Raw genomic sequence first — 24,924 nt, forward strand, 5'->3', positions numbered from 1 at the left:
CCACATGTGCGGAATCGTCGGGATGGTCGGGCGCGGGAGCGTCAACCAGGAGATCTACGACTCGCTCCTTCTCCTCCAGCATCGGGGGCAGGACTCCACGGGCATCGCCACGGCGGAGCCGAGTGGCGCGGTGCACATGCACAAGGCGCGCGGGATGGTGCGCGAGGCCTTCCGCACCCGCGACATGCGGGCGCTGCTCGGCACGATCGGTCTCGGTCACGTCCGCTACGCCACCAAGGGCACGGCCTCGAGCGAGGAGGAGGCGCAGCCGTTCTACGTCAACGCCCCCTACGGCATCGTGCTGATCCACAACGGCAACCTCACCAACACCCGCGAGCTGACCGACGAGCTCTTCCACAAAGACCGTCGGCACCTGAACACCTCCAGCGACACCGAGCTTCTGGTGAACGTGCTCGGGGGCGAGCTGCAGTCCACGATCTCGGGCCCCGAACTCGACCCCGACCAGGTCTTCGACGCGGTCACCCGCGTGCACGAGCGCGTGGAGGGCTCGTACGCGGCGATCGCCCTCATCGCCGGGCACGGTCTGCTCGCGTTCCGCGACCCGTTCGGCATCCGGCCGCTCATCCTCGGCACCCGCCGCCACGACGACGGCCACTACGAGTGGGTCGTCACCAGCGAGAGCCTCGTGCTCGAGAACGGCGAGTTCGAAGTGGTGCGCGACGTCGATCCCGGCGAGGCGGTGTTCATCGACCTCGAGGGGCAGCTGCACACCCGCCAGTGCGCGGCGGATCCGAAGCTCGTGCCGTGCTCGTTCGAGTACGTCTACCTCGCGCGCCCCGACTCGATCATGAACGGCATCTCGGTGTACGAGGCGCGGCTGCGCATGGGCGAGCGCCTGGCCGACACGATCGCGAAGTACACCCCGCCGGGCGCGATCGACGTGGTCATGCCGATCCCCGACTCATCGCGACCGGCGGCGATGCAGGTCGCCCGCAAGCTCGGCATCGAGTACCGCGAGGGCTTCTACAAGAATCGCTACATCGGCCGGACGTTCATCATGCCCGGGCAGGCGGTGCGCAGGAAGAGCGTGCGCCAGAAGCTCAACGCGATGTCGAGCGAGTTCAAGGGCAAGAACGTCCTCCTCATCGACGATTCGATCGTGCGGGGGACGACGTCGAAGGAGATCATCCAGATGGCCCGCGACGCCGGGGCGAAGAGTGTCACCTTCGCCTCGGCCGCGCCGCCGGTGCGGTACCCCCACGTCTACGGCATCAACATGCCCTCGCGTCTCGAGCTCGTCGCCCACGGGCGGACGATTCCCGAGATCGCCGCCGAACTCGGCGCCGACTACATGGTCTACCAGGAGGTCGACGACCTGAAGGCGGCGATCCTCGAGGGCTCGGACGTCGACGACCTCGACATGAGCTGCTTCGACGGTCGGTACGTCACCGGAACGGTGACCGAGGAGTACCTCGCCTGGGTCGAGGGCTCGCAGGAGAGCTGAACGGGCGCCGCCCGCCGCGTGGGGCATCTGCCCACCCGCCTCCCAGCCCTTTCGCGAGCGGCGTTGCTACCGTCGAAGGGTGTCCGCACCCGCGAACCCAGACCCGCACCCGGATGAGCCCGAGGGGCTCGAACGCGAGATCCGCAGCGAGATCGCCGAGGCCGAACGGCCGGATCGCCCGATCCGCGAGGCGCTCCGCCGCACGCGGGCGTGGGTGGCGGGTCATCCGCTTCTCGAGCGGTTCTACCGTGTCGGGGTGGCGATCTTCGGGGGAGTCCTGGCGCTGGGGGGACTGATCCTCGTCCCGCTCCCCGGGCCCGGCTGGCTGGTCGTGTTCCTCGGACTCGCCGTGCTCGGCACCGAGTTCCACTGGGCGCGACGCATCGCCGCGTGGCTCAAGCGCCAACTCGACCGCTTCTGGGCCTGGTGGCGTCAGTATCGCGCACAGCGAGCCGCCCGGCGGGCATAGCGTTCCGCCCGCCCTCCGGGCGCGGCAAGACGCAGCGATCAGAGAGCGATGAGGCTGTCAGGCCTTCTCGTCCTCGTACTCGCCTGCCCACTTGTCGACGTACTCGTCTTCACGAGTCGGGGAGCCGAGCTCACGTTCGAGTGCAGAGTAGTTGATGCTCTGCATGTCGTACTTGAGCTCACGGGCGATCTTGGTGTTCTTCGCCTTCTGTCGGCCACGCCCCATGCGAGACCCCCTCATGTCTGAGCCGCGGGCTGTTGTGCGCGGGCTGTCCGCGACGGTTACCCGGGCAATCACGAATCCGGCAACGAACCGGCAAGAGTAGCATTCAGAATATCACGGCGCCCCGCCCGACCGGCGGCCCCACGACTGGTGAAACGAGGATATATGAGCGAGGCGGAATCTCAGACCGCGGGAATCGATATCGAGGCCCTGCGTGGTGCGGTCATCGCCGGGGTCATCCCGGGCCAGTCGCCCCGCGTCCTCAACGAGGCCGGCCGTTACGCGCAGCTCCTCGGCGTGCCTCTCGTCGTGGTCCACGTCGACGTCACCCGCTTCGTCACCTATGAAGATCCCGACGGCTACGTCCACTCGGCGCCGATCGACATCAACATCGCCTCCGGCGAGGCAGACCTGAAGCTCATCGAGCAGGCGGCCGCGGCGGCCCTCGACGGGCACGGTGTCGACTGGCGCGTGCACCAGCTGGTCGGCGATCCGGCGCTGGCGATGAAGCACTTCGCCGACAAGGTCGACGCCAAGCTCCTCGTCGTCGGCACCCGCAAGCGCGGGATCGGCGAGTCGATCCGCGAGTTCTTCACGGGATCGGTCGCCGCGCGCCTGGCCCACCGTCAGCGCCGGCCGATCCTCGTCGTGCCTCTGGGTGAGCCGGTGCCCGAGGACGAGGAGATCTGGCCGGCGTGACGGCCGGGCGGGTCAGCCGCGCAGGGCGCGGGTGACCTCGCGGGAGATGCGATCGAGGTCGTCGCTGAGCTGATCGACGACGGATGTCGGGAGCTCGCCGCCCCGGGCGACGTGCGTCCTCAGGTCACCCCGAACACGCGCGCGGAACTCGGTGAGCGCCGCATCGGCGCGGTGAAGCTGTTCGCGATTGCGCCCGCGCGCGTCATCCGCCATCGTCCGCGCCTGCTCGCTGCCGGAGCGTTCGTCGACGCGGGCGGCGGCGAGATCGGCCCGAAGGCTCTTCATCGCCTCGCGGACGCTCCCGCGCACACCCTCGGCGATCAGGCGGACCGAGTCGCTGAGGCCCGCCTCGATCCCTTCGAGGTCGCTCGCCCGGGCGCCCACTTCGGCGCGTCCGGCGTCGGTGATCTCGTACACGGTCTTGCGACCGTCGACGGTCTTGGTCACGAGCCCCTCCTCCTCGAGCTTGGCCAATCGCGGATAGATGGTCCCCGCACTCGGCGTATAGGTGCCGCCCGTGCGATCGGCAAGGGCCTGCATCACGTCGTAGCCGTGGCGGGGCCCTTCGTCGAGAAGGTTCAGCAGGTACAGGCGCAGGTCGCCGTGCGAGAACACCGGCGTCATGACCAGTCCTCCGTGCGGTGATCGTCGGCGCTCTCCACCTGAGCGGTGGGAGCCTCGGCGGGGGTGACGCGCGGTGCGCGGCGCAGCACCGTCAGGTCGCCGGAGACGGAGTTGGCGCGGACATCGACGAATCGTCCGCTGAGCTCTCCGGAAGATCCGCTGTAGTTGGTGGGCCCGCGACCGGAGCGGACCACGCCGTCGATCTGGATGCGACCGCTGACGCTGCGCACGACGTAGTTGGCGGGAAGCGTGTCGTCGATCCGGATCGTGGCGTCGCCGCTGACCGTGTTCAGGTTGACGCTCTGGATGTCGCCCGACGAGTCGACCAGCATCGCTCCTGACACGGTGTCGATCGTGGCCTTGCGCAGCTCGCCGGTCGCGGTGACATCGCCCGAGACGCTGTTGGCTGTGAGGCCGCCGACGAGTTCGCGTACCTGCACGTCGCCCGAAACGGCGTTCGCGGTGAGGTCTCCGGCGTGGCCGTCGACGATGATGTCGCCGGACACGGTGTTCAGCCGAGCATCGGTGCGAAGGCCTGTGACCAGTGCGCTCGCGCTGACGACGCCGAGGTTGAGCGCGACCGAGCGCGGGACGGCGACGCTGATCTCAGCGCGCGGACCGCCGGCGCCGAAGTTGCGGAACACCTCGAGGAAGTTGTCCCACCGCAGCTGCGGGTGGTCGATCTCGACGGTGCTTCCCTCCGCGCCGTCGCCGGTGACCTCGATGCGGAGGTCTTTGACCGTGACCGAGTGCACCTCGATGCGGGCGCCGGGCTCGTCGTGGGCGACGACGTCGATCTGGCCGCCGACGAGCCCGACTTTGAGCGCGGCGACGTGCTCGAGGTCGATGACGCGGGTTTCGCCCGGGTGGATGATCCACTTCTCCAGACTCATGACTCCTCCAAACTGCGAGACGCGATATATCTCGTTGACGACGACGGTAACACGATATATCGCGTTCGGCTAGGACCAATGTCCACGATGGGAGATATCCCGGCTTGACCTTGACGCAACGTCAACCTCTACGGTCGTTTTCGAAGGAAGGAACAAGCCATGGAGTGGTCGATTCAGCAGATCTCGCGAGCCGCGGGGACGACGAGCCGAACGCTGCGGCACTACGACGACATCGGATTGCTCGCCCCGACGCGCATCGGGAGCAACGGCTATCGGTACTACGACAGCTCGGCGCTGGTTCGTCTCCAGCGGATCCTTCTGCTCCGAGAACTCGGGCTCGGGCTCGAGCAGATCCGCGATCTGCTCGATCGAGACACGACCGAGGTGGACGCCCTCGAGAAGCATCTGGCCTGGCTCCGCGATGAGCAGAGCCGTCTGGCGCGTCAGATCGCGTCAGTGAAGGCGACCATCCACGCATTGAGAGGAGGTGAAGAACTGATGGCAGAGAACATGTTCGACGGGTTCGACCACACCCGGTACCGGGAGGAGGTCGAACAGCGCTGGGGCGCCGACGCCTACACGCAGAGCGACCGCTGGTGGCGTGGGATGAGCGACGCTGAGCGCGCCGATTGGAAGACCCTTGCCGCCGACCTCGGCCGCGACTGGATCGCCGCCGCCGAGGGCGGCATCGACCCGGAGGGCGACGAGGCGCAGGCGCTCGCCGCCCGCCACGTCGCGTGGTTGCGCAGCGTGCCGGGGACCCCCGGCCAAGGGTCCGCCAGCGAGCTCGCGCAGTACGTGCGGGGCCCGGCCGACATGTACGTCGACGACCCGCGCTTCGCGGCGAACTACGGCGGGACGGCAGGCGCGCAATTCGTGCGCACTGCGCTGCTGCACCACGTGGACGCCCCGCGATGAGTGCACCCGAACGGAAAAGAGAAGGATGCCGCAGGCTCGAGGCCTGCGGCATCCTTTTCGTCGTTCCCGCGCTCTGTCCGTCGCGCGCGGGTGCGGGACGTCAGGTCCGGCGGCTGCCGGTGATGACGCGGAACAGGAAGGCGATCAGGGCGATGACGCCGACGATGAGCGCCACCCACAGCAGCCACTGCAGGGCGGAGTTCAGGCCGCCGACAATGGCAAGCACGATCGCAACCACGATGATGATGATCAGGGCGAGGTTCATGGGGCTCTCCTTGTCCGTATTCGGCGACCAGTGTCGGGTGCGCCGCGTGCCACTCGGCACTTTCACAGGTTCGCATCCCCCGGCCTCCGTCAGCAGGGGGTTGACGTCGCCCCTCGTGCGGTGTAGCCGCAGAGTGCCGCTATTCCTCGGGGTGTGAGGTTGTCAAGCCGCTGTGCAGGTGCAGCCATCGCCCTAACGTCGGCGGTGTGGTCGCTGTGCCGACCGCGCGGAAGGAGGCATCATGCCCCAGGGACGAGGCTCGTCGAGCCTGAAGGACCCCGAGCTCTACGAAGAGCTCCGCAAGGACGGTGCGTCGAAGGAGAAGGCCGCACGCATCTCCAACGCCGCCGCCCGCGACGGCCGCAAGACCGTCGGCCGCCGCGGCGGTGAGTCCGGCAACTACGAAGACTGGACGGTCGCCGAGCTCCGCGATCGTGCGAAGGAGCTCGGGCTGTCGGGATACTCGAACAAGAAGAAGGCGGAGCTCATCTCGATGCTCCGCGATCATTGAGCACGACCGCGGAGGGGCGACGCATGGCGCGACTGGTGCGGGTGCGTCCCGGTGACGATCCCGGCTATCGCCGGGTGCGCTCGGGATCGAGCTTCCGCTATGTCGACGTCCACGGGTCATCCGCTCCTGAAGAGGATCGCGAGCGCATCCACCAGCTGGTGATCCCGCCCGCCTGGCAGGATGTCTGGATCTCCAGCGAGCCGATGGGCCACATCCAGGCGGTCGGGGTCGACGAGGCCGGGAGGCGCCAGTACCTCTACCACCCGAAGTGGCGGGAGCGCCGCGACCGGGGCAAGTTCGCACGCGCCCTCACCCTCGCCGAGGCACTCCCTCGCGCGAGGGCGAAGGCGACCACGGCCCTGCGGCGCGACGATCTCAGCCGCGAGAAGGTGCTGGCGGTGTCATTCCGGCTGCTCGACGAGGGCGCGCCGCGGATCGGCTCGGCCCGCTATCTCGAGCGTCACGGCAGTCGGGGCCTCACGACGCTCCAGCGCCGCGACGCGTCGGTGGAGGACTCCGTCATCACCCTGTCGTTTCCCGCCAAGAGCGGGCAGCGCGCACTCATCCGCATCGAGGACGACGAGCTCGCCGCGGTCATCGAAGAGCTCAGCGCCGGCCGCCCGCGGTCTGCGCTGCTGTCGTATCAGCGTGGCCGGCGGCGCGTGCCGTTGACCCCCGCCGATGTGAACAACCACGTCCGCGCTCTGACGGGGGGCCGCTTCACTGCCAAAGACTTCCGCACCCTGCGCGGCACGATCATGGCGGCCGAGGCGCTCGCCCGCATCGGCACCGTCGACACGGCGCGCGACCGCAAGCGCGCCGAGAAGCTCGCTGTGCGCGCCACCGCCGAGGCCCTCGGCAACACCCCCGCGGTCGCGCGCAGCAGCTACATCGACCCGAAGGTGTTCGCCCGCTATGACCGCGGGCGACTGCTCGACCTGACCATTTCGCCCGAGTCGGCGATCCGTCAGCTGCTCACCGGCCGCTGACCCGGCCGCCCCCGTCGCACCGGCGGGCGGCGAGTACTGTGGCCGGGTGTCCGTCCGACCGCGCATCCGCCCCGATGTGCTCCTCGCCGTCATGGCCGGCGGGGCGATCGGTGCGGGTCTGCGGGCGCTGCTCCTCCTGCCTGTCGCCGGCGGAGGTCGCACCGAGGTCGTTGCCGTCACCCTCGTCGAGAACGTCGTCGGATCGTTGATGCTCGGCATCGTCGTCGCGATCCTCGGCGATCGCCGGCCGCGGCTGCGGGCCTTCGCCGGCACCGGCGTGCTGGGTGGATTCACGACGTACAGCACGTTCGCCGTCCAGACGGCGCAGCTGACCGTGCCTCCGGCAGTGGATGCTGCGGCGACCGCGGTCCTTCTCGCGGTGGCCTCGCTGCTGCTCGGCCTCCTCGCCGCGCTCGGCGGTCTCGCCATCGGCCGTCGGATCACCGGCGCGCGGCCGGGCTCCGACGCCCCGCGGGAGGCCGAGTGAACGAGTCCCGGGGCACGCCGTGAACGCCGTCGATCCGCTCGCCTTCCTGCTGCTCCTCGTCGCCGGTGCCCTCGGCGCGGGCGCCCGCTACGTCATCGACACCCTCGTGCAGCGCGCATGGATGCGGGCGTTTCCGCTCGGCATCCTCCTGGTCAACCTGACCGGGTCATTCCTCCTCGGCCTCCTCACCGGATCCGCGCTGGCGCTCGGCGACACCCTCGTCACGGTGATCGGGGTCGGCTTCCTCGGGGCGTACACGACCTTCAGCACCGTGTCTGTCGAGACGGTGCTCTTCGCGGAGCGGGGCCGATGGCGCCTCGCCCTCGGCAACGTGGTCGGCACACTGCTCGCCGGTGTCGCCGCGGCGGGTCTGGGCCTTCTCCTCGGCACGGTTCTCACAGCCTGACGTCCTCACGCGGATGAGATACTGAGGCGGCCGATACACTCCCGTATCGACGCGCCGGCGGCTCCGCCACAGCAGCAGCACAGCATGGAGCGCCGGGTCGCGGCATCCGGTGTCCCTGCAGAAAGCAGCTCATGTCGAACCTCGCCGTCCTGAGCCTGAAGAACCGCGCGCTCATCGCCCTCATCACGATCGTGGCGGCGCTGTTCGGCGGCATCGCGTTGAACAGCCTCAAGCAGGAGCTCATCCCCTCGATCGAGTTCCCGACGCTGATCATCGTCTCGACGTATCCCGGCGCATCGCCGGAGGTGGTCAACACCGATGTGTCGACCCCGATCGAGACGGCGATCCAGGCGGTACCGGGCCTGGAGTCCACCACCGCGACGAGCACCACCAACGCCTCGGTGGTGCAGGCGTCCTTCACCTACGGCACCGACCTCGCCACCGCCGAACAGAAGATCAACCAGGCGATCAACCGCATCGAGAGCCAGCTCCCCGACGGCCTCGACCCGAATGTGCTCAGTGCCAGCATCGACGACTTCCCCGTCATCCAGCTCGCGGTCACCGGGTACGACGACGAGGAGACCATCCAGTCGCAGCTCGAGGCGAGTGTGGTTCCCGACCTCGAAGACGTCGAGGGCGTCAACACCGCCCAGATCGTCGGCGGCACCGGGCAGCGCATCACGATCACGCCCGACCAGGCCGCGCTCGCCGCGGCGGGGTTCAGCCAGCAGGCGATCCGCGACGCGCTCGACCAGAACGGTGTGCTCTTCCCGGGCGGTGAGATCACCGAGAACGACGAGACCCTCACGGTGCAGACCGGTGTGAAGCTCGGCTCGGTCGACGACATCGCCGCGCTCCCGCTCGTGCCGACCGACGCCGCGCAGTTCGGTGCGGAGACGGTCACGATCGGCGACGTCGCGACGGTGGAGCAGGCCGAGGACCCGGTGACGAGCATCTCTCGGGTGGACGGTGAGCCGGCGCTGACGATCGCCGTCACGAAGCTCCCCGCAGCCAACACGGTCGAGGTGTCGCAGGGTGTGCTCGCCGCCCTCCCCGGACTCGAAGACGCCATCGGCGGCGCGGAGTTCACCGTCGTCTTCGATCAGGCGCCCTATATCCAGAAATCGATCGAGACCCTCGCCGTGGAGGGCACCCTCGGCCTCGTCTTCGCCGTCCTCGTCATCCTGGTCTTCCTGTTGTCGGTCCGCGCGACGCTCGTCACGGCGATCTCGATCCCCACGAGCGTCCTGCTCACCTTCATCGGTCTGCAGGGGTTCGGCTACTCGCTGAACATCCTGACCCTCGGCGCGCTCACGATCGCGATCGGTCGTGTCGTCGACGACTCGATCGTCGTCATCGAGAACATCAAGCGGCACTACGTCGGTGATGCCGACAAGAAGACCGCGATCCTCCTCGGTGTCCGCGAGGTCTCGACAGCGATCACCGCGTCGACGATCACGACCGTGGCGGTGTTCCTCCCCATCGCCTTCGTCGGCGATGTCACCGGCGAACTCTTCCGCCCGTTCGCCCTGACGACCACCATCGCGCTGCTGGCGTCGCTGTTCGTGGCCCTCACCATCGTGCCGGTGCTGGCGTACTGGTTCCTCCGGCCGGGCAAGCCGATCCTCGACGACAACGGCCGCGCCATCGACCCCGAAGACCCGGCGGCACCCCCGAGCCGGCTGCAGAAGGCGTACCTGCCGATCCTGCGCTGGACGCTCCGCCACTCGTGGGCGACCCTTCTCGTCGCCGTGCTGGTGCTCGGCGGCACCGTCGCGGCGATCCCGTTCATGAAGACGAACTTCCTCGGCGATTCGGGGCAGAACACCTTCACGATGACCCAGAGCATCGGGCCCGCCCCGAGCCTCGAGGCCGAGAGCGCCGCGGCCGAGGAGGTCGAGGCGATCCTCACCGACATCGAGGGCATCCAGACCGTGCAGGTCTCGATCGGCTCGAGCGGATCACCCCTGCAAGACGCCTTCGCCGGCGGCGGCACCGGCATCACGTACTCCATCACCACCGCTGACGACGTCGACCAGGTCGCCCTGCGCGAAGAGGTGCAGGAGCGCGTGTCCGAGCTGGACGATGCCGGCGACATCACCGTCTCGGCCGCCCAGGGCGGCTTCGGCTCGACCGACATCGAGATCGACGTCACCGCACCCGATTCGCCGACCCTGCAGGAGGCGACCGACGCCGTGGTCGCGGGGCTCGACGGCCGGGAGGGGATCGGTCAGGTCTCGAACAACCTCTCCTCGTCACTGCCGTTCATCGCCGTCACGGTCGACCGCGACGCCGCTGCGGGGCTCGGCCTCTCGGAGGTCGCGGTCGGGGGCATCGTGTCGGCCGCCATGCAGCCGCAGTCTGTGGGCACGGTCGAGATCGACGGGACGTCGCTCACGGTCTACCTGACCGCCGCCGACACCCCGCTGACCATCGACGAGCTCCGGCAGCTGCAGGTGCCCACCGCCACCGGGCCGATCCCGCTCGAGCAGATCGCCACCGTCGAGGAGTCGGCGGGCCCCGCGTCGATCACGACCGAGGGGGGACAGCGCACCGCGACGGTGACCGTGACCCCCTCGACCGACGACCTCAACGTCGCCTCGGCGACGGTCACCGAGGCGCTCGCCGACGTCGATCTGCCCACCGGCGCCGACGCCGAACTCGGCGGCGTCGTCTCCGAGCAGCAGGACGCCTTCACCCAGCTGGGCCTGGCGCTCCTCGCCGCGATCCTCATCGTGTACATCGTCATGGTTGCGACCTTCAAGTCGCTGCGGCAGCCGCTGGAACTGCTGATCTCGGTGCCGTTCGCCGCGACCGGTGCCATCCTGCTGCTCGTCGTCACCGGCATCCCGCTGGGCGTGCCGTCACTCATCGGCGTGCTGATGCTCATCGGCATCGTGGTGACCAACGCCATCGTGCTCATCGACCTGGTGAACCAGTACCGCGAGAAGGGGCTGTCGTCGCACGACGCCACGATCGCGGGCGGGTCGCGCAGGCTCCGGCCGATCCTCATGACCGCGCTCGCGACCATCTTCGCCCTCACCCCGATGGCTCTCGGCATCACCGGCAGCGGCGGGTTCATCTCGCAGCCCCTCGCGGTGGTGGTGATCGGCGGGCTGATCTCGTCGACGGTGCTGACGCTCCTCGTCCTTCCGACGCTCTACAACCTCATCGAGGGAGCGAAGGAGCGACGCGAGGCTCGCCGCCGACTCCGCGACGGCGAGGGTGCACTCGCCCCCGCCGAGGGTGCACTCGCTCCGGCCGAGGGTGCACTCGGCGTCGGTTCGGCGGGTCTCACCCGCCGCCAGCTGCGTCAGCAGGCGGGCGTCGCGACCGGCGCGATCGCCGTGGCCGTGCCCCTGATCGAGGAGGCTCCGGATGTCGAGACGCCGGCGGCGGACGATGAGGATGCCGCCGAGGGCGACGTCGTCCTGGAAGAGACCACGGTGCCCGACGATCTGCCGATGATCGAGCAGGACCCCGACATCGAGACGCCGATGCCCCCGGAGGAGTCGCTCGAGGAGTCGACGCCTATGGGTGGGTCGGCCGACGGCGATTCAGGTGCTGACGGACCGGAACCGGACCACGGCGAGCCGGCTGCTGAGGCCGACGAGGCGGAGTCGACGTCAGAAGGTGCATCGCCGGAAGGTGCATCGCCCGACGGCGTGTCGCGCGACGAGGAATCCGGCGACGAGGGGCGCGACGCGCGGTGACCGGCGCCGGTCGGCCGAGACGGCGGGCCGCGGCCTGCGTCGGGACAGCGGTCGCACCGAACGGGGTGATCTCGCGGCGGGGTGTGGCCGCGGCATCCGTCGTCGGGCTGATCTTCGTCGTGACGGCGCCGTGCGCGCTGACGGGCGCGCGATAGGCGAGCGCCCGCGGAAGCACGCCGAGCCACACGAGCATCAGCGAGAACGCCACGATCTCGAACAGCGCGAGCGTGATGAAGCCCGCGGTGAGGATCACCATGCCGATCGCGAGGGTCGCGACGCAGAACAGCGTGAACCGGCGGAAGGCGTGGTGGCGTCCGCGGATGCCGAGGCTCGACGCGACCATCGTGAGGAACGACAGCCCGAGGCCTGACGCGGCGAGGTCGTGGAGGACGACGCTGACGGGGATCGGGATCATCCCGACGACGGTGAGGTGCAGCCCCGCCGACACGACGGATCCGCGGAAGATCCGACGGGTGCGGCGACCCACCCCCTGCGGGAGGGCGACGGCCAGGAGCACGCCGTACGCGGCGAGGAAGAACCCCGAGAAGAGCACCGTGGAGTTGAACAGCTTGCTCGAAACCGTGCTGAACGTGCCGAGCTGCGAGAAGTGAAGGTGCCACCAGTCGGGGTCGGTGGTCGTGAGGATCGCCAGGAGCACGCCGACCGGCAGGGACGAGATCGCGATGGTGCCGAGGCGGTGGACGCGCGGCAGGGCGACGGGGGATGCCGGGAGCGTGGCCGCGAGCGCAGCGGGGAAGGGAGCCGTGGCCGGAAGGGTCGCGGTGGTCATGCTGCTCACGATCGGTCGGGCGACGACGGCGTACCGATGGCCGGTTGTGCCCAACCGCTCCTCCGGGAGGTCGACGCGGGTAAGGAAAGGAGGATCCCCCGGGCCAAGCGGTTCCAGCCCGTTGGTGTGAATGGTAGCGCGTGCACATGACAAGCGGACACGCCGTCGGTCGGGGCTCTCACAGGCTGGGACGGTAGGCTGGGGCACGTCGGGCTGAGGACACCGCCAAGTTGTGACGGCTTCTGTGAGTTCTCACGGCCGATTCCCGCGCCCTCTGCCATCGCGAGCCGGCGCTTCACACCACAGGAATGGCCCCCGGCCGGCGATTGCCCGGGTTGCTCGAGCGTGTTCTCGAGCGCTGTTCTCGTGCGAGCACGAAGGACCTCATCATGAGCCCCAAGAACAAGAAGCCTGCCGGCGGACGTCCGGCACGCAACTACGACCCGCGCTACGCCGCGGGCTCGAGCTACCAGGACCGCAAGCGACGCCCCGCCGACGGCGCAGGCTCCGGCGGCTCCGGCGCGAAGGCCGGAAGCCGCAGCCCCGGACACCGCGGCTACCGCGCGAACGACGGTGCGACCGACAGCCGCCCGGGCGCCTCACGCGAGTGGGTGGCCCGCGAAGCGAGCGAGCCGAAGCGCCGCTGGAGCGCGCAGGAGAAGGCCGGCCGCGACGAGGCCCGCGCGATCCGTTCGCAGGCACGCGGCGACCGCGGCTCATACGCCCGCCAGGGTGACGACCGTCCCGCCCGCCGCTACGACGGTGGCGACCGTCCGGCCCGCCGCTTCGAGGACGACCGTCCGCAGCGTCGCTTCGAGGATCGTCCCGCACGTCGCCTCGAGGATCGTCCCGCGCGTCGCACCGACGATCGTCCGGCGCGTCGCACCGACGACCGTCCGGCCCGTCGCTTCGAGGACGACCGTCCGGCCCGTCGCTTCGAGGGTGGCGACCGTCCGCAGCGTCGCTTCGAGGATGACCGCCCGCAGCGTCGCTTCGAGGATCGGGCGCCCCGCCGAGATGACGACCGTCCCTCCCGTCGGATCGACGACCGTCCGCAGCGTCGCTTCGACGACCGTCCTGCGCGCTCCGGCGACGACCGTCCGGCACGTCGGTATGACGACCGCCCCCAGCGCCGCACCGACGACCGCCCCCAGCGCCGCTACGACGAGAACCGTCCCGCTCGCCGCTTCGAGGACCGTCCCGCTCGCCGCTTCGAGGACCGCCCCCAGCGCCGCTACGAAGAGGACCGCCCTTCGCGTCGCACCGATGACCGCCCCGTGCGCTCGGCGCACGCCGAGGCGCAGCTCGATGTCGTCCACGAGCGCCTGCAGGCCGAAGCCGTCGAGGCTCACGAGGTCGAGAACGTCGGCTTCGGCGACCTCGGTCTCGGCGAGAACATCGTCAACCGCCTGACGGAGCTCGGCGCCTCGACGCCGTTCCCGATCCAGGCGGCGACCATCCCCTCGATCATCGAGGGCCGCGACGTGCTCGCGCGCGGTCGCACCGGTTCGGGCAAGACCATCGCCTTCGGCGCCCCCCTGGTCGAGGCGATCCTGCGCGCGCAGGCCGGACAGCGTCGCCAGCAGGGCCGCGCCCCCCAGGCGCTGATCCTCGCGCCGACCCGCGAGCTCGCCCTCCAGATCGACCGCACGGTGCAGGCGCTGGCGCGCAGCGTCGGTCTCTTCACCACCCAGATCTACGGCGGCGTGCCCCAGGCTCGCCAGGTGGGCGCCCTCCGCAAGGGCGTCGACATCATCGTCGGCACCCCCGGACGTATCGAAGACCTCGTGGAGCAGGGCAAGCTCGACCTCTCGCAGGTGAAGATCGCCGTCCTCGACGAGGCCGACCACATGTGCGAGCTGGGCTTCCTCGAGCCGGTGCAGCGGATCCTCCGCCTGACCGCCGAGGGATCGCAGAAGCTCCTCTTCTCCGCCACCCTCGACCGTGAGGTCGCCGCTCTCGTCGAGGAGTTCCTCGTCGAACCGGCCGTCTACGAGGTCGCCGGCGAAGACCAGGACTCCAGCACGATCGAGCACCGCGTGCTCGTGATCGATCACCGCGACAAGGCCGAGATCGTCACCGCCCTCGCCGACCGCGACGGGAAGACCCTCGTCTTCGCCCGCACCCGCGCCTACGCCGAGATGCTCGCCGAGCAACTCGACGACGCGGGGATTCCGGCACTGGCTCTGCACGGCGACCTGAACCAGGGCAAGCGCACGCGCAACCTCGAGCGCCTGACTTCAGGCCGGGTGCGGGTGCTCGTCGCCACCGATGTCGCCGCGCGCGGCATCCACGTCGACGACATCGATCTCGTGGTCCAGGCCGACGCGCCCGATGAGTACAAGACCTACCTGCACCGCTCGGGCCGTACGGGTCGCGCGGGCCGTGCCGGCACCGTCGTGACCCTGGTCACGCGTCAGCGTCGTCGCCGCATGTCGGAACTGCTCAGCCGCGCCGAGATCGAGGCGCCCTTCGAAGACGCCCGTCCCGGTGACGAGGTCGTCGAGGCCCTCGCCGGTCGTCCGACGGTCGCCGACCTCACTTCCTGACGCCCGACCTTCCGGCGTTCAGGCCGGTGCGCAGAGCGAGGGGGCCGACGAGGCGAGGGCGGGCAGGTTCAGAAGAGGGGCGGCTGCGCCGGCGGCGCAGAGGCGGCACGTCGGCCGCGCGACGTCGTCATCACCGTGGCGGCCAGCCGCGCGCGGTCGGCGGCCTCGTGCGAGAGCGGCATGCCGCCCGCGCCGGGGCCGCCCGCCAGCCCCGCGTACCGTGTGGCGCGCGGGTGCGCGTCATCCTCCGCCCCGCCCTCGAGGCGGTACGCGCGCAGCAACGGGCGGACGCGGCGCGCGAGCCACGTGCGGTACGCCTTCGGGGCGGTCGCCGAGACCCCCGGGTACAGCCCCCGGTACGACGACACCAGCTCGGGGCGCTCGCGCGCCAGCCACTGCAGGAACCACTCCTTGGCCCCCGGGCGCAGGTGCAGGGCACCGTAGACGACCCGCGATGCGCCGGCATCGCGGATCCGACCGAGAGCGTCGTCGATCGCCGCCACCGAGTCGGTCAGGTGGGGCAGGATCGGCATGAGGAACACCGTGACCGCGAATCCGGCGTCCACCGCCGCCCGTACGGTGTCGAGCCGCGCCGCAGCGCTCGGCGTCCCCGGCTCGAGAGCAGACTGGAGGGCGTCGTCGAAGACGGCGATCGACATCGCGATGGTGACCGGGACGGATGCCGCGGCATCGGCCAGCAACGGCAGATCACGTCGGAGCAGCGTGCCCTTGGTCAGAATCGAGAACGGCGTCCCCGATGCGCTGAGGGAGTCGATGATGCCCGGCATCAGCCGATAGCGGCCCTCGGCCCGCTGGTACGGGTCGGTGTTCGTGCCGAGTTGCACCGGGTCGCGCAGCCAGGTCGACTTCGCCAGCTCCCGTCGCAGCACCTCCACCGCGTTGATCTTGACGACGATCTGCGAGTCGAAATCCTTCCCCGCGTCGAGCTCGAGGTACTCGTGGGTTCCCCGCGCGAAGCAGTAGGAGCACGCATGAGAACAGCCGCGGTAGGGATTGATCGTCCAGTCGAAGGGCATCGCCGACGACCCCGGAACGCGGTTCAACGCCGACTTCGCCATCACCTCGTGAAAGGTGATCCCCGCGAATTCTGGCGTCGTCACCGACCGCACCAGCCCGTTGAGGTATTCGAGACCGGGCAGCGCCGCGGCATCCGCCACGCCCAACTGCTGCCCCTGCCATCGCATGATTCCAGGGGAACACGTCTTCGAAACTCTGTCAAGGTCATGGCGGACGATGATCGAAGATGGTCCGGCCGGGGTGGCCACAGGACGCACATGCGGGAAGAATGAGGGGGTGCAGGCGCCCCCTCCTCACATTCCTCCCCTCACCCGTCGCGAAGCCAGAGAGCGCGCCCGGGCGCTCGACGCTGTGCGCACGCCGGGCGTCGAGGCGGCGCCGGCGCGCCGGGGGTCTTCGCTCGGCGGCCCGGGTGTCCCCCTGGCGCGCCACGCGCGAAAGCGCCACCGTCGCTGGCCGTCGGTGCCCGTGACGGCCGCCCTCGTGGCGGCGTTCGTGTTCGGCTCGAGCGCCAGCGTCACCGCTGCGGTCACCGGTCTCACCCCCGACGCCCCGCCCCCCGCGGCCGCCGCACCAGAGGCATCCGCACCTCCCGCTCCGCTCAGTGCGTTCATCGCCCCGGCGACGGCGGCGCCCACCCCGCCACCCCTCGCGCCCGTGCCGGCCACCGACCTTCCTGTCGTCGAGCAGCAGCAGGTCGCCGGACAGGATGTGTGCGCCGACCCCGCGGTGACCTCCGCGCTCGCCGCGCTGGACGAGGCTGCGGTGATCTCCGCGGTCGGCGGCATCGGGCCTTTCCGTGAAGCGGTCGCCGCAGGCACCGCGCCGTGCCTGCGGCTCGACGACCCGAACCTCAGCTGGGTGGTGGTCAACAAGACCCGCCCCTTCGCCCCGATCGATTGGGCGCCCGGCTCGGTCGTCTTCCCCGAGGGCGTCCGCAACCTCGGCGAGGGAGCCCTGGCTCCCGAGGCGGCCGCGGCGCTCACGGCGATGGTGTCCGCGGCGGCCGCCGCGGGCGTGGGCGAGATCGGGCTGCAGAGCGCCTTCCGGTCGTACACCACGCAGCAGACCTCGTACGGCGTCCAGGTCGCCGATCGCGGTGTGGAGGGTGCCGACCTCGTCAGCGCGCGACCCGGTCACAGTGAGCACCAGTCGGGCCTCGCCGCCGACGTCGTGCCGTGCGCGAATGGGGCCTGCGGCACCCTCGACGACCTCGCCGCCACGCCGCAGGGGGCCTGGATCGCCGAGCACGCGTGGGAGTTCGGCTGGATCGTCCGGTACCAGGAGGGGCGGACGGATGTCACGGGCTACGCGCCCGAGCCCTGGCACCTTCGCTATGTCGGCCCCGACATCGCGCGAGCGATGCACGAAGGCAACTTCACCACTTTAGAGGAGTTCTTCGGCCTGCCGGCGGCTCCGACTTACGGCTGATCGCCGATCGCTCGGGATCGAGAAATCGTTACTATAGTCCCGCCCTGATGTCAAATTGCGGTTCTAGCATGAATCCAGGAACCGCCCAGGTTCCTCTCAGCACCGGCCGACACCGACGTTGAGCCCTTCGGCTTCCCCGCCGCCGTTGTCTCAAGGAGTGGTCATGGATTTCTCCATCGTGCAATCGTTCTTCATGCTCGGTTTCGTCGCCATGGCGGCCGGCACGTTCTGGTTCTTCATGGAGCGGAACGACCTCAAACCCGAATACCGATCCGTGGCGAGCTACGCCGCGGTCATCACGCTCGTCGCCGCGATCCTCTACTACGTGATGAAGGACGTCGTGCAGTTCCCCGGCGGCGACATCACAGCGGCGGAGGTCGATGCGACCCTGCCGCTCCGCTACATCGACTGGCTCATCACCACGCCGCTGCTGCTGGTGGAGTTCGGCCTCATCCTCGCGATCGCCGGCGCGGTGCGTCGCGGTTTCGTGGCGCAGCTCATCGTCGCCGACATCATCATGATCGTGTTCGGCTACCTCGGTGAGATCGGCGTTCCCGGATCGGCGCCGAACTGGATCTTCTTCATCATCTCGGTGCTGGCGTGGCTGTACATCGTGTACCTGATCTTCACCGTCAAGGTGCCGGCGGGCGCTCCCGCCCACGTGCGCGGCGCGCTGCAGGTGATGCGGCTGTTCGTGGTCATCGGGTGGTCGATCTACCCGCTCGGCACGGCCATCCAGGAGCTCATCGAGCTCGGCGGAGGCGACGCCGCCGTCGCGATCAGCATCGCCGCGGTGATCTACGTCATCGCCGATGTGCTTAACAAGGTCGGGTTCGGTCTCGTCGCCGTCCGTGCGGCGAAGAAGAGCAGCGTCGACGTCGTCGATGCCAGCCCGGGTGGCAAGCTCTGACCCGCTGACATCCACCCGAGTGCCCCGCGGCCTGGACGCGGGGCACTCGTCCGTTGTCGGCCGGGCCGCGGCATCCGCTCTGTCATGAAACTGAGTACCCTTGCTCGTGACACTGAGGGTCGGCGTGACCCGCACTCGAAGACGAGAGAGGGAGGCCCGCTCATGGAGCGCGACATCTACGACGAGGACCACGAGGCGTTCCGCGACGTCGTCAAGGAGTTCTGCAAGCGCTACGTCACGAACGACAAGCGGGAGAAGTGGGATGCCGACGGGCAGATCGATCGCGAGACGCTGCGCGCCGCGGGTGACGCCGGCGTGATGGGACTCTCGGTCCCCGAGGAGTACGGCGGCGCCGGGATGCTGCAGGACTACCGTTTCCGCGCGATCGTCAACGAAGAGGTCATCGCTGCGGGTGCCGGGTCGCTCGCGGGGGCGCTGGGCATCCAGGACGACCTCGCCGTGCCGTACCTGGTGCACATGGGCACCGATGCGCAGAAGCAGAAGTGGCTGCCGGGTATGGCCACGGGCGAGATCATCGGCGCCCTCGCGATGAGCGAGCCGGGCGCCGGCAGCGACCTGCGCGGCATCTCCACCACCGCGAAGAAGGTCGACGGCGGGTACGTCGTCAACGGGGCGAAGACGTTCATCTCCAGCGGCGCGAGCGCCGACGTCGTGGTCACCTTCGTCAAGACGGGGGAGGGCAACCGCCCCGAGGCGTTCAGCCTGCTGCTGATCGAGACCTCGTCGGAGGGCTTCGACCACGGCAAGAAGCTGCAGAAGATGGGCTTCCACGGCCACGACACCGCCGAGCTGTCGTTCACCGACGTGTTCGTGCCCGAGGAGAACCTCATCAGCGGCAAGGAGGGGCAGGGCTTCATCCAGCTCATGATGAACCTGCCGCTCGAGCGCCTGTCGATCGGCGTCGCGGGGGCGGCGGCCGCGCAGGCGGCGCTGGACTGGACCCTCGACTACACCCGCAGCCGCGAGGCGTTCGGGCAGCGGATCATCGACTTCCAGAACTCCCGCTTCCAGATGGCGGATGTCGCCACCACCGTCGACGCCCTGTGGGCCTACATCGACCGGGCCCTGCTGGCGTACCGCGACGGCAAGCTCAGCGCGGAAGAGGCCGCGAAGGTGAAGTTCTGGGCGACCGAGCGGGAGTGGGACGTGCTCGACGCGTGCGTACAGCTGCACGGCGGATACGGCTACATCACCGAGTACCCGATCGCCCGCGCGTTCCTCGACGCGCGCGTGCACCGCATCTACGGCGGCACGAACGAGATCATGCGCGAGATCGTGGGGCGTCAGCTCGCCGGCAAGCGCTGAGGCGCGGCATCCCTCCCTCGCCACACCCTCCTCCGCCGCGCGTCGCCCGCGCCGCGTCGCAGAATCGCGTCGACGTCGCAGAATTCGCGCGGAAAGCTGCGACCTGCACGTGATTCTGCGACGCACGTCGAGAGGGCTCGCTGCGGCGCGGGCGCGAGGTGCACGTGGGGGTGGGGTGGCGGCGCAGACTCGTCGCCGGTCGCATGGCCTCGGTGTCAGCGGGGCAGCAGGGTGAAGAGTGCGGCGCTTGCGACCCAGAACGCCAGCGTGAAGACCGTGTCGCGCGCGCGCCACGGCACGAGGTGCCGCTCGGTGCGGTCGGGGTAGGCGCCGAAGGCGCGGGAGTCCATCGCCAGCGCGACCCGCTCGGCGTGCCGGATCGCGCCGGCGAGGAGCGGTACGACGTACCCGATCCACCGGCGGGCCGCGGCGAACGGCCCCCGCCCGCCGTGCGCGCCGCGAACGCGATGGGCCTGGCGGATCACCTCGAGTTCGTAGCCGAACCGCGGCACGAACCGGAACGCCGCGAGCGCGGTGTATGCGATCCGGTACGGCACCCGCAGCTGCTGCACCATCGCGCGCACGAGGTCGGGGCCGGTGACCGACAGCCCGGCGATGAGGGCGAGCGAGACGATCGCGGCGATCCGCATGCCGGTGGCCGCCCCCACCTCGAGGGCGCCGCCGTAGAGGGTCCAGTCGCCGATCCGCCAGACCGCGACGCTGTGGTCGACGCGCTCGGGGTCGGTCCAGAGGGCGAAGCTGAGCGCCAGCACCGCGGCGAAGGCCGGGATCGCGACGAGGAATCCGACGAGGCGCGGCGTGAAGCGCACCCCCACGAGCAGCACCGCGTACGCCAGCGCCAGGAAGGCGGCCGGGGTCGCGGCATCCCTCACGAACACCAGCCCGATCATCGCCGGCGCCGGCGCGAGGAGCGAAGCGAGCGGATTGATGCCGTACAGGAACCGCAGCGGCGACGCCTCGACGCGATCGGCGTACGGGTCGAACCGGCCGCGGGTCGCCTGCGCCGCGGTGACGGGCCCGGTGACCGTCACCGCGCACCGCCGGGAAGGTCGGCCAGGCGGGTGACCCGGCGGAGGGACGGATGCCGCTGCAGCGCCGTCATCGCGCGGGCGAGCGGTGGCACGGTGAGGCCCGTGGATTCGAGCAGGTCGAGGTCGGAGAGGATGTCGGCGGGCGCGCCTGCGGCGCGGATGCGTCCGTCGTCGACCACCACGACCCGGTGGGCGTGCTCGGCGACGAGCTGCATGTCGTGCGAGACGACGAGGACCGTGGTGCCCGAGGTGTTCAGGTCGCCCAGGAGCGCCAGAAGCTCGTCGGCCCGGGCGCGGTCCTGTCCGAACGTCGGCTCGTCGAGGGCGAGCACCGGCGCACCCGTCACGAGCGCCGTGCCGACCGACAGGCGACGCTTCTGGCCGCCGGAGAGGAGGAACGGGTGGGTGGCGGCTTTGTCAGACAGGCCGAAGCGCGCGAGGATCTCGGCCGTCCGCGCGCGGATCTCGTCGTCGGGGAGTCGCTGCAGGCGCAGCCCGTGCGCGACCTCGTCGAACACGGTGTGGGTGATGAACTGGTGCTCGGGGTTCTGGAAGACGAAGCCCACTCGGCGCGCGAGGGTGCGGATGTCGGCGCGGGCGACATCCGTCCCACCCACGGTGACGCTGCCCTTCGGGGGACGGATGACGCCCGCGATCGCCTGCAGCAGGGTCGTCTTGCCGGCGCCGTTGGCGCCGACGATGGCGACGAATTCCCCCGCGGCGATGTCGAGGTCGATGCCGTGGAGGACCTCGGTGCCGCCCCGGCGGACGGTGAGGTCTCGCACCTCGACGGCCGGGGTGGCTGCGAGTGCGGTCGCGGGGCGCGCGCGGCGCGTGCCGGCTGTGCGGAGCTCGCGGTCGAGGCGAGGAGATTCGGCTGAGACGCGGACGTTTCGCCCCGAATCGTCCGCGTCTCGACCGATCGTCCGCGTCTGAAGGGGGGAGGAGATGGGGTCGGGCGAGGACGTGGGTGCAGGGGCGAGGGAGGGTGCGGCGTCGAGCGCGGCGGTCAGCTCGGCGGGGGTCAGGGGGAGCGGGGCGAGGGCGTATCCCGCGGCGCGGAGCCGGAGCGCCGCGAGGGTCGACACCGGGAGCCACACGCCCATCGCGTGGAGCTCGTCTGCGCGGGTGCGCAGCACGTCGTCGGTCGAACCCTCCGCGAACAGCCGCCCGTCGGCGTCGAGGACGACCACCCGGTCGACGAGGCCGACGGCGGCGTCGAGATCGTGCTCCACGAGAAGGATCGCGCGGTCGCCCGCGGCGACGATGTCGGCGAGCGCGGCGTAGACCTCGTCGATGCCGCGCGGGTCGAGGTTCGCGGTCGGCTCGTCGAGGACGAGGAGCGGCGACCCGAGCGCGAGGGCGCAGGCGATCGCCAGGCGCTGCCGGCCGCCACCCGAGAGCCGGTCGGGGTTCTCGCGACGTCGTTCCCACAGCCCGACCCGGCGAAGCGCCGCCTCGGCGCGCCCGAGCACCTCGTCGACCGGGAGCCGCAGGTTCTCAGGGCCGAAGGCGACCTCGTCCAGAAGCGTGCCGGTGACGAGCTGGGCGTCGGGGTCCTGGAAGACCATCCCCACCCGCGTGCTCAGGGTCGCCACGGGGGTGGCGCCCACGTCGAAGCCGGCGACCTCGAGGTCGCCGACGACCGCAGCGGGGATCGCCTGCGGGATGAGACCGTTCAGCGCCAGGGTGAGCGTCGACTTGCCAGACCCGCTGGGTCCCAGTAGCAGCACCACCTCACCCGGCGCGACGTCGAGGGTCGCGGCGGCGGGGGTCGCGGCATGGGCCCCCTCGTGCGTGATCGCGACATGCCGAGCGCGGAGGAGGCGCGGGGCGTCATCTCGAGCCGTGCGCGGGGCGGCGTGGTCGCGGGGATGGGCGGGCATGGGTCCTCGATGGCTCAGTACCCCCAACTTAGCCTGCCCTAACCTCGCTCGGTTGGGCGGTCTCTCGACGCCGCGGCCACCCCCCGGCGGGCCGGCTCCGCGTCGCCCTGTCCCCGAACTCCTGCAGTTTCGCGCGTCGCGCGGCCAGAGACCCCGGATAGGAGCGCTGCGCGTGGAATCTGCAGGAGTTCGGGACGCCGCACCCTTCGACTCTCACCTGGGACTCGCGCTTTCCCGCGCCACGAGGTAAGCATGAGGGGCTGGAGGGGGAGCAGTGACGACGGAGCTGGACGAGCCGGGCCAATTCGCCGACTTCGACGCCCTCATGCGCGACGCCGCGCGAGCGCCCGAGGGACTGGCCGACATCGATCCCGGTCGTCGCCGGCGACGGCGCTGGATCGGCTGGACGGTCGCCCTGGTGATCCTCGCCCTGGTGATCGGCGCCCCATCGGCGTACGTGACCTGGGCGCTGACCGCGCCGCTCCCCGCCGCCTCGGCGACCTACACCGAACCGGCCGTCCCGGTCACCGCCGCCGCGACGCTCTCGCTCCCCGCCCAGGGGTCGTCGGCGATCAGCGTCGCCGGCGGAGACGAGTACCTCGGCGCGGAGGCGGCGGGCATCTGGGCGACCTCCGGCCCGCAGGAGCCGGCGGCGATGGCGAGCATCACCAAGCTCATCACCGCGCTCGTCGTGCTCGACGCCCACCCGCTCGCGAGCCCCGAGGACCAGGGGCCGACCCTGTGGTTCGACGGCGCCGACGAGGATCTCTACGACGCCTACTACGTGCAGAACGTCACGATCGCGCCGATGCCGGCAGGCAGTTCGATGACCCTCCGCGGCGCGCTCGCCACGATGCTCATCCCGTCGGCCAGCAACTACGCCGACGTGGTCTCGACGTGGGCCTTCGGGTCACGGTCCGGCTTCGTCGCGGCGGCCCGCGCCTGGCTCGACGCCCACGGCCTCGCCCAGACCACCGTGGTCGACCCGACCGGCATCAGCCCCCGGAACACCAGCACTCCCGCCGACCTCATCGCGCTCGGGCGCATCGCCGCGGCGCACCCCGACATCGCGGCGATCGTCGACACCCGGTCGGCGACGATCGGCAGCGCCGGCATGGTCAACAACACCAACGGCCTGCTCGGCACGGCCGGCATCACCGGCCTGAAGACCGGCAACCTCGGCGCCGGGACGTTCGCCTTTCTCTACACCTCCCGGCTCGACGTCGGCGTCGGCACGCCCCTCGCGGTGGTCGGCGTGGTTCTCGGGGGCGAATCCCGCGCGGCGGTCGACACAGACGTGCTGCGGCTCCTCGGCAGCATCCAGGAAGGCTTCCACGACGTGCCCCTGGTGACCGCCGGCCAGGCACTCGGAGACGTCACGACCCCGTGGGGTGGGGCGGCCCGCGTGGTGACCGCATCGGCAGCAGACATCCGCACCTGGTCGGACACCCCGATCACGGTGACCTCCGACATCCGCACGCCGGACACGTACGCCGACGGCGAGGTGATCGGCACGATCACCTGGACCGCCGGGCCGCGGACGGCGACCGTCGACGTCGTGGTCGAGGGCCAGATCGAACCGCCCACCGAGTGGTGGCGGTTGACTCACCCCGCCGAACTCGGGGGCTGAGGAATCCGCGGACGCACGCCGGCCCGGCGGAGTGCGCGACCGATGCCGAGCCCGACCGCGGTCCAGGCGATCGGGCCGATGACGAAGAGGGCGACGTAGACGACCTGCTGCCACTCGCGGAACTGCGCCACATCGGCGGCGAACCAGATCGCCGCGCCGATCACCACGCCCACGACGACGGCCGAGACGAAGAACCGCCACGGTTCCCACCGACGGTATCGGGTGAGGGCGGCCACCCCCTCCTGCAGCAGGCCGATGAGGATCGCCGTCCCGATGTAGCGACCGATCCACACCGGCACGACGGCGCTCGCCACGAGCGCCGCGATGAGATGCGTCAGCAGCGCGACCCAGGGCTGGCGCAGCAGCTCCTGCGCGATCACTCCGGGAAGGACATGGATGCCGAGGACGAGGCCGTACAGGATCGGCCAGGTCGCGACGATCACGCCGCTGACGGCTCCCGCTCCTGCCTGCAGCACGCCCGTCGCCACGCCGATGGCCGCGCACGTCAGAAGAACGCGGGTCGTCAGAGGCGCGGTTCGGGCCACGTCTTCAGCGTAGGGCGGATCTCATCGAGTTCTCATCTGGAATGCGTTCTCTGAGTTTCGCCTGTGAGTTACGTTAGCCCGACGTGCGCGCCGATGATGCCGCGCA

General features: G+C 70.3%; 22 protein-coding genes and 1 pseudogene. 14 read left to right on the forward strand and 9 right to left on the reverse strand.

Annotation, left to right across the window (positions count from 1 at the left end):
• The first annotated feature begins 4 nt into the window (after window positions 1–4).
• Window positions 5–1,465 carry an amidophosphoribosyltransferase gene (gene purF, locus DT073_RS03535; RefSeq protein WP_124292139.1) on the forward strand — a complete coding sequence of 487 codons (1,461 nt, stop codon included), beginning with the start codon at window positions 5–7 and terminating at the stop codon, window positions 1,463–1,465.
• A 79-nt stretch (window positions 1,466–1,544) separates the two neighbouring features.
• Complete coding sequence (locus tag DT073_RS03540; RefSeq protein ID WP_240638717.1) at window positions 1,545–1,934, forward strand: TIGR02611 family protein; 390 nt, start codon at window positions 1,545–1,547, stop codon at window positions 1,932–1,934.
• A 57-nt stretch (window positions 1,935–1,991) separates the two neighbouring features.
• Here the strand turns inward: DT073_RS03540 and DT073_RS03545 are convergent, their stop codons facing one another.
• Window positions 1,992–2,159, reverse strand: a complete 168-nt coding sequence (locus DT073_RS03545; RefSeq protein ID WP_124292140.1) for a DUF3073 family protein — start codon at window positions 2,157–2,159, stop codon at window positions 1,992–1,994.
• 162 nt (window positions 2,160–2,321) lie between these two features.
• On the opposite strand from DT073_RS03545, the gene DT073_RS03550 reads away from it, so the two are divergent.
• Window positions 2,322–2,855, forward strand: coding sequence for a universal stress protein (locus DT073_RS03550; RefSeq protein ID WP_124292141.1), 534 nt, complete (start codon window positions 2,322–2,324; stop codon window positions 2,853–2,855).
• Between the two features lie 12 nt (window positions 2,856–2,867).
• On the opposite strand, the gene DT073_RS03555 is transcribed toward DT073_RS03550, so the two are convergent.
• A complete protein-coding gene (locus DT073_RS03555) occupies window positions 2,868–3,479 on the reverse strand; it encodes a PadR family transcriptional regulator (protein ID WP_124292142.1) in 612 nt (203 codons plus the stop codon).
• Complete coding sequence (locus tag DT073_RS03560; protein WP_124292143.1) at window positions 3,476–4,372, reverse strand: DUF4097 family beta strand repeat-containing protein; 897 nt, start codon at window positions 4,370–4,372, stop codon at window positions 3,476–3,478. Before DT073_RS03560 ends, DT073_RS03555 begins: the two co-directional genes overlap by 4 nt.
• Before the next feature lie 159 nt (window positions 4,373–4,531).
• Between DT073_RS03560 and DT073_RS03565 the strand changes: the two genes are divergently transcribed.
• Window positions 4,532–5,290: a MerR family transcriptional regulator gene (locus DT073_RS03565; protein WP_124292144.1), complete on the forward strand. Its 759-nt coding sequence runs from the start codon at window positions 4,532–4,534 to the stop codon at window positions 5,288–5,290.
• A 100-nt stretch (window positions 5,291–5,390) separates the two neighbouring features.
• Here the strand turns inward: DT073_RS03565 and DT073_RS15800 are convergent, their stop codons facing one another.
• Window positions 5,391–5,555, reverse strand: a complete 165-nt coding sequence (locus DT073_RS15800; RefSeq protein WP_164478137.1) for a hypothetical protein — start codon at window positions 5,553–5,555, stop codon at window positions 5,391–5,393.
• Between the two features lie 241 nt (window positions 5,556–5,796).
• Here DT073_RS15800 and DT073_RS03570 point away from each other — a divergent pair, with 241 nt between their 5' ends.
• The 5 genes from DT073_RS03570 to DT073_RS03590 all read left to right on the forward strand — a co-directional run bounded on the left by DT073_RS03570 (window position 5,797) and on the right by DT073_RS03590 (window position 11,661).
• A complete protein-coding gene (locus DT073_RS03570) occupies window positions 5,797–6,066 on the forward strand; it encodes a DUF7218 family protein (protein ID WP_124292145.1) in 270 nt (89 codons plus the stop codon).
• A 23-nt stretch (window positions 6,067–6,089) separates the two neighbouring features.
• Window positions 6,090–7,055: a DNA topoisomerase IB gene (locus DT073_RS03575; protein ID WP_124292146.1), complete on the forward strand. Its 966-nt coding sequence runs from the start codon at window positions 6,090–6,092 to the stop codon at window positions 7,053–7,055.
• Window positions 7,056–7,101: 46 nt separating this feature from the next.
• Window positions 7,102–7,542, forward strand: a complete 441-nt coding sequence (locus DT073_RS03580; protein WP_240638718.1) for a fluoride efflux transporter FluC — start codon at window positions 7,102–7,104, stop codon at window positions 7,540–7,542.
• Between the two features lie 19 nt (window positions 7,543–7,561).
• Window positions 7,562–7,948 (forward strand): fluoride efflux transporter FluC, encoded by a 387-nt coding sequence (locus tag DT073_RS03585; protein ID WP_124292147.1) that lies wholly within the window; start codon window positions 7,562–7,564, stop codon window positions 7,946–7,948.
• A gap of 131 nt (window positions 7,949–8,079) precedes the next feature.
• Entirely contained in the window at window positions 8,080–11,661 is a 3,582-nt protein-coding gene (locus tag DT073_RS03590) for an efflux RND transporter permease subunit (RefSeq protein WP_240638719.1), read from the forward strand.
• 229 nt (window positions 11,662–11,890) lie between these two features.
• Here the strand turns inward: DT073_RS03590 and DT073_RS16030 are convergent.
• Window positions 11,891–12,451 (reverse strand): annotated as a pseudogene (locus DT073_RS16030) (hypothetical protein); the annotation flags it as partial.
• A gap of 389 nt (window positions 12,452–12,840) precedes the next feature.
• Here DT073_RS16030 and DT073_RS03600 point away from each other — a divergent pair.
• Entirely contained in the window at window positions 12,841–15,000 is a 2,160-nt protein-coding gene (locus tag DT073_RS03600) for a DEAD/DEAH box helicase (RefSeq protein WP_124292148.1), read from the forward strand.
• A gap of 68 nt (window positions 15,001–15,068) precedes the next feature.
• On the opposite strand, the gene DT073_RS03605 is transcribed toward DT073_RS03600, so the two are convergent.
• The gene (locus DT073_RS03605; RefSeq protein ID WP_124292149.1) at window positions 15,069–16,205 is read right to left on the reverse strand and encodes an Rv2578c family radical SAM protein; all 1,137 of its coding nucleotides are present in this window, start codon (window positions 16,203–16,205) and stop codon (window positions 15,069–15,071) included.
• Between the two features lie 109 nt (window positions 16,206–16,314).
• Here DT073_RS03605 and DT073_RS03610 point away from each other — a divergent pair, with 109 nt between their 5' ends.
• From DT073_RS03610 to DT073_RS03620, 3 genes are all read left to right on the forward strand, one after another.
• Window positions 16,315–17,469, forward strand: a complete 1,155-nt coding sequence (locus tag DT073_RS03610) for a M15 family metallopeptidase (protein ID WP_124292150.1) — start codon at window positions 16,315–16,317, stop codon at window positions 17,467–17,469.
• A gap of 163 nt (window positions 17,470–17,632) precedes the next feature.
• The gene (locus tag DT073_RS03615) at window positions 17,633–18,379 is read left to right on the forward strand and encodes a bacteriorhodopsin (RefSeq protein WP_124292151.1); all 747 of its coding nucleotides are present in this window, start codon (window positions 17,633–17,635) and stop codon (window positions 18,377–18,379) included.
• A 162-nt stretch (window positions 18,380–18,541) separates the two neighbouring features.
• Window positions 18,542–19,705 carry an acyl-CoA dehydrogenase family protein gene (locus DT073_RS03620; protein ID WP_124292152.1) on the forward strand — a complete coding sequence of 388 codons (1,164 nt, stop codon included), beginning with the start codon at window positions 18,542–18,544 and terminating at the stop codon, window positions 19,703–19,705.
• A 215-nt stretch (window positions 19,706–19,920) separates the two neighbouring features.
• On the opposite strand, the gene DT073_RS03625 is transcribed toward DT073_RS03620, so the two are convergent.
• Complete coding sequence (locus DT073_RS03625; protein WP_124292153.1) at window positions 19,921–20,757, reverse strand: energy-coupling factor transporter transmembrane component T; 837 nt, start codon at window positions 20,755–20,757, stop codon at window positions 19,921–19,923.
• The gene (locus DT073_RS03630; protein ID WP_124292154.1) at window positions 20,754–22,643 is read right to left on the reverse strand and encodes an ABC transporter ATP-binding protein; all 1,890 of its coding nucleotides are present in this window, start codon (window positions 22,641–22,643) and stop codon (window positions 20,754–20,756) included. Before DT073_RS03630 ends, DT073_RS03625 begins: the two co-directional genes overlap by 4 nt.
• Window positions 22,644–22,917: 274 nt before the next feature.
• Between DT073_RS03630 and DT073_RS03635 the strand changes: the two genes are divergently transcribed.
• Complete coding sequence (locus DT073_RS03635) at window positions 22,918–24,273, forward strand: D-alanyl-D-alanine carboxypeptidase family protein (RefSeq protein WP_240638720.1); 1,356 nt, start codon at window positions 22,918–22,920, stop codon at window positions 24,271–24,273.
• Here DT073_RS03635 and DT073_RS03640 read toward each other — a convergent pair.
• A complete protein-coding gene (locus DT073_RS03640) occupies window positions 24,249–24,818 on the reverse strand; it encodes an ECF transporter S component (RefSeq protein ID WP_124292155.1) in 570 nt (189 codons plus the stop codon). The genes DT073_RS03635 and DT073_RS03640 overlap by 25 nt on opposite strands.
• Window positions 24,819–24,924: the final 106 nt, after the last annotated feature.

This window comes from Microbacterium sp. ABRD28 (genome assembly GCF_003850245.1).
In the GTDB taxonomy this organism is placed as follows: Bacteria; Actinomycetota; Actinomycetes; order Actinomycetales; family Microbacteriaceae; genus Microbacterium.

Coding starts and splice junctions, on each gene's coding strand:
- DT073_RS03620 (WP_124292152.1), top strand. CDS start 18,542: ATGGAGCGCGACATCTACGACGAGGACCACGAGGCGTTCCGCGACGTC.
- DT073_RS03575 (WP_124292146.1), top strand. CDS start 6,090: ATGGCGCGACTGGTGCGGGTGCGTCCCGGTGACGATCCCGGCTATCGC.
- DT073_RS03550 (WP_124292141.1), top strand. CDS start 2,322: ATGAGCGAGGCGGAATCTCAGACCGCGGGAATCGATATCGAGGCCCTG.
- purF (WP_124292139.1), top strand. CDS start 5: ATGTGCGGAATCGTCGGGATGGTCGGGCGCGGGAGCGTCAACCAGGAG.
- DT073_RS03605 (WP_124292149.1), bottom strand. CDS start 16,205: ATGCGATGGCAGGGGCAGCAGTTGGGCGTGGCGGATGCCGCGGCGCTG.
- DT073_RS15800 (WP_164478137.1), bottom strand. CDS start 5,555: ATGAACCTCGCCCTGATCATCATCATCGTGGTTGCGATCGTGCTTGCC.
- DT073_RS03555 (WP_124292142.1), bottom strand. CDS start 3,479: ATGACGCCGGTGTTCTCGCACGGCGACCTGCGCCTGTACCTGCTGAAC.
- DT073_RS03570 (WP_124292145.1), top strand. CDS start 5,797: ATGCCCCAGGGACGAGGCTCGTCGAGCCTGAAGGACCCCGAGCTCTAC.
- DT073_RS03565 (WP_124292144.1), top strand. CDS start 4,532: ATGGAGTGGTCGATTCAGCAGATCTCGCGAGCCGCGGGGACGACGAGC.
- DT073_RS03600 (WP_124292148.1), top strand. CDS start 12,841: ATGAGCCCCAAGAACAAGAAGCCTGCCGGCGGACGTCCGGCACGCAAC.
- DT073_RS03545 (WP_124292140.1), bottom strand. CDS start 2,159: ATGGGGCGTGGCCGACAGAAGGCGAAGAACACCAAGATCGCCCGTGAG.
- DT073_RS03615 (WP_124292151.1), top strand. CDS start 17,633: ATGGATTTCTCCATCGTGCAATCGTTCTTCATGCTCGGTTTCGTCGCC.
- DT073_RS03630 (WP_124292154.1), bottom strand. CDS start 22,643: ATGCCCGCCCATCCCCGCGACCACGCCGCCCCGCGCACGGCTCGAGAT.
- DT073_RS03560 (WP_124292143.1), bottom strand. CDS start 4,372: ATGAGTCTGGAGAAGTGGATCATCCACCCGGGCGAAACCCGCGTCATC.
- DT073_RS03590 (WP_240638719.1), top strand. CDS start 8,080: ATGTCGAACCTCGCCGTCCTGAGCCTGAAGAACCGCGCGCTCATCGCC.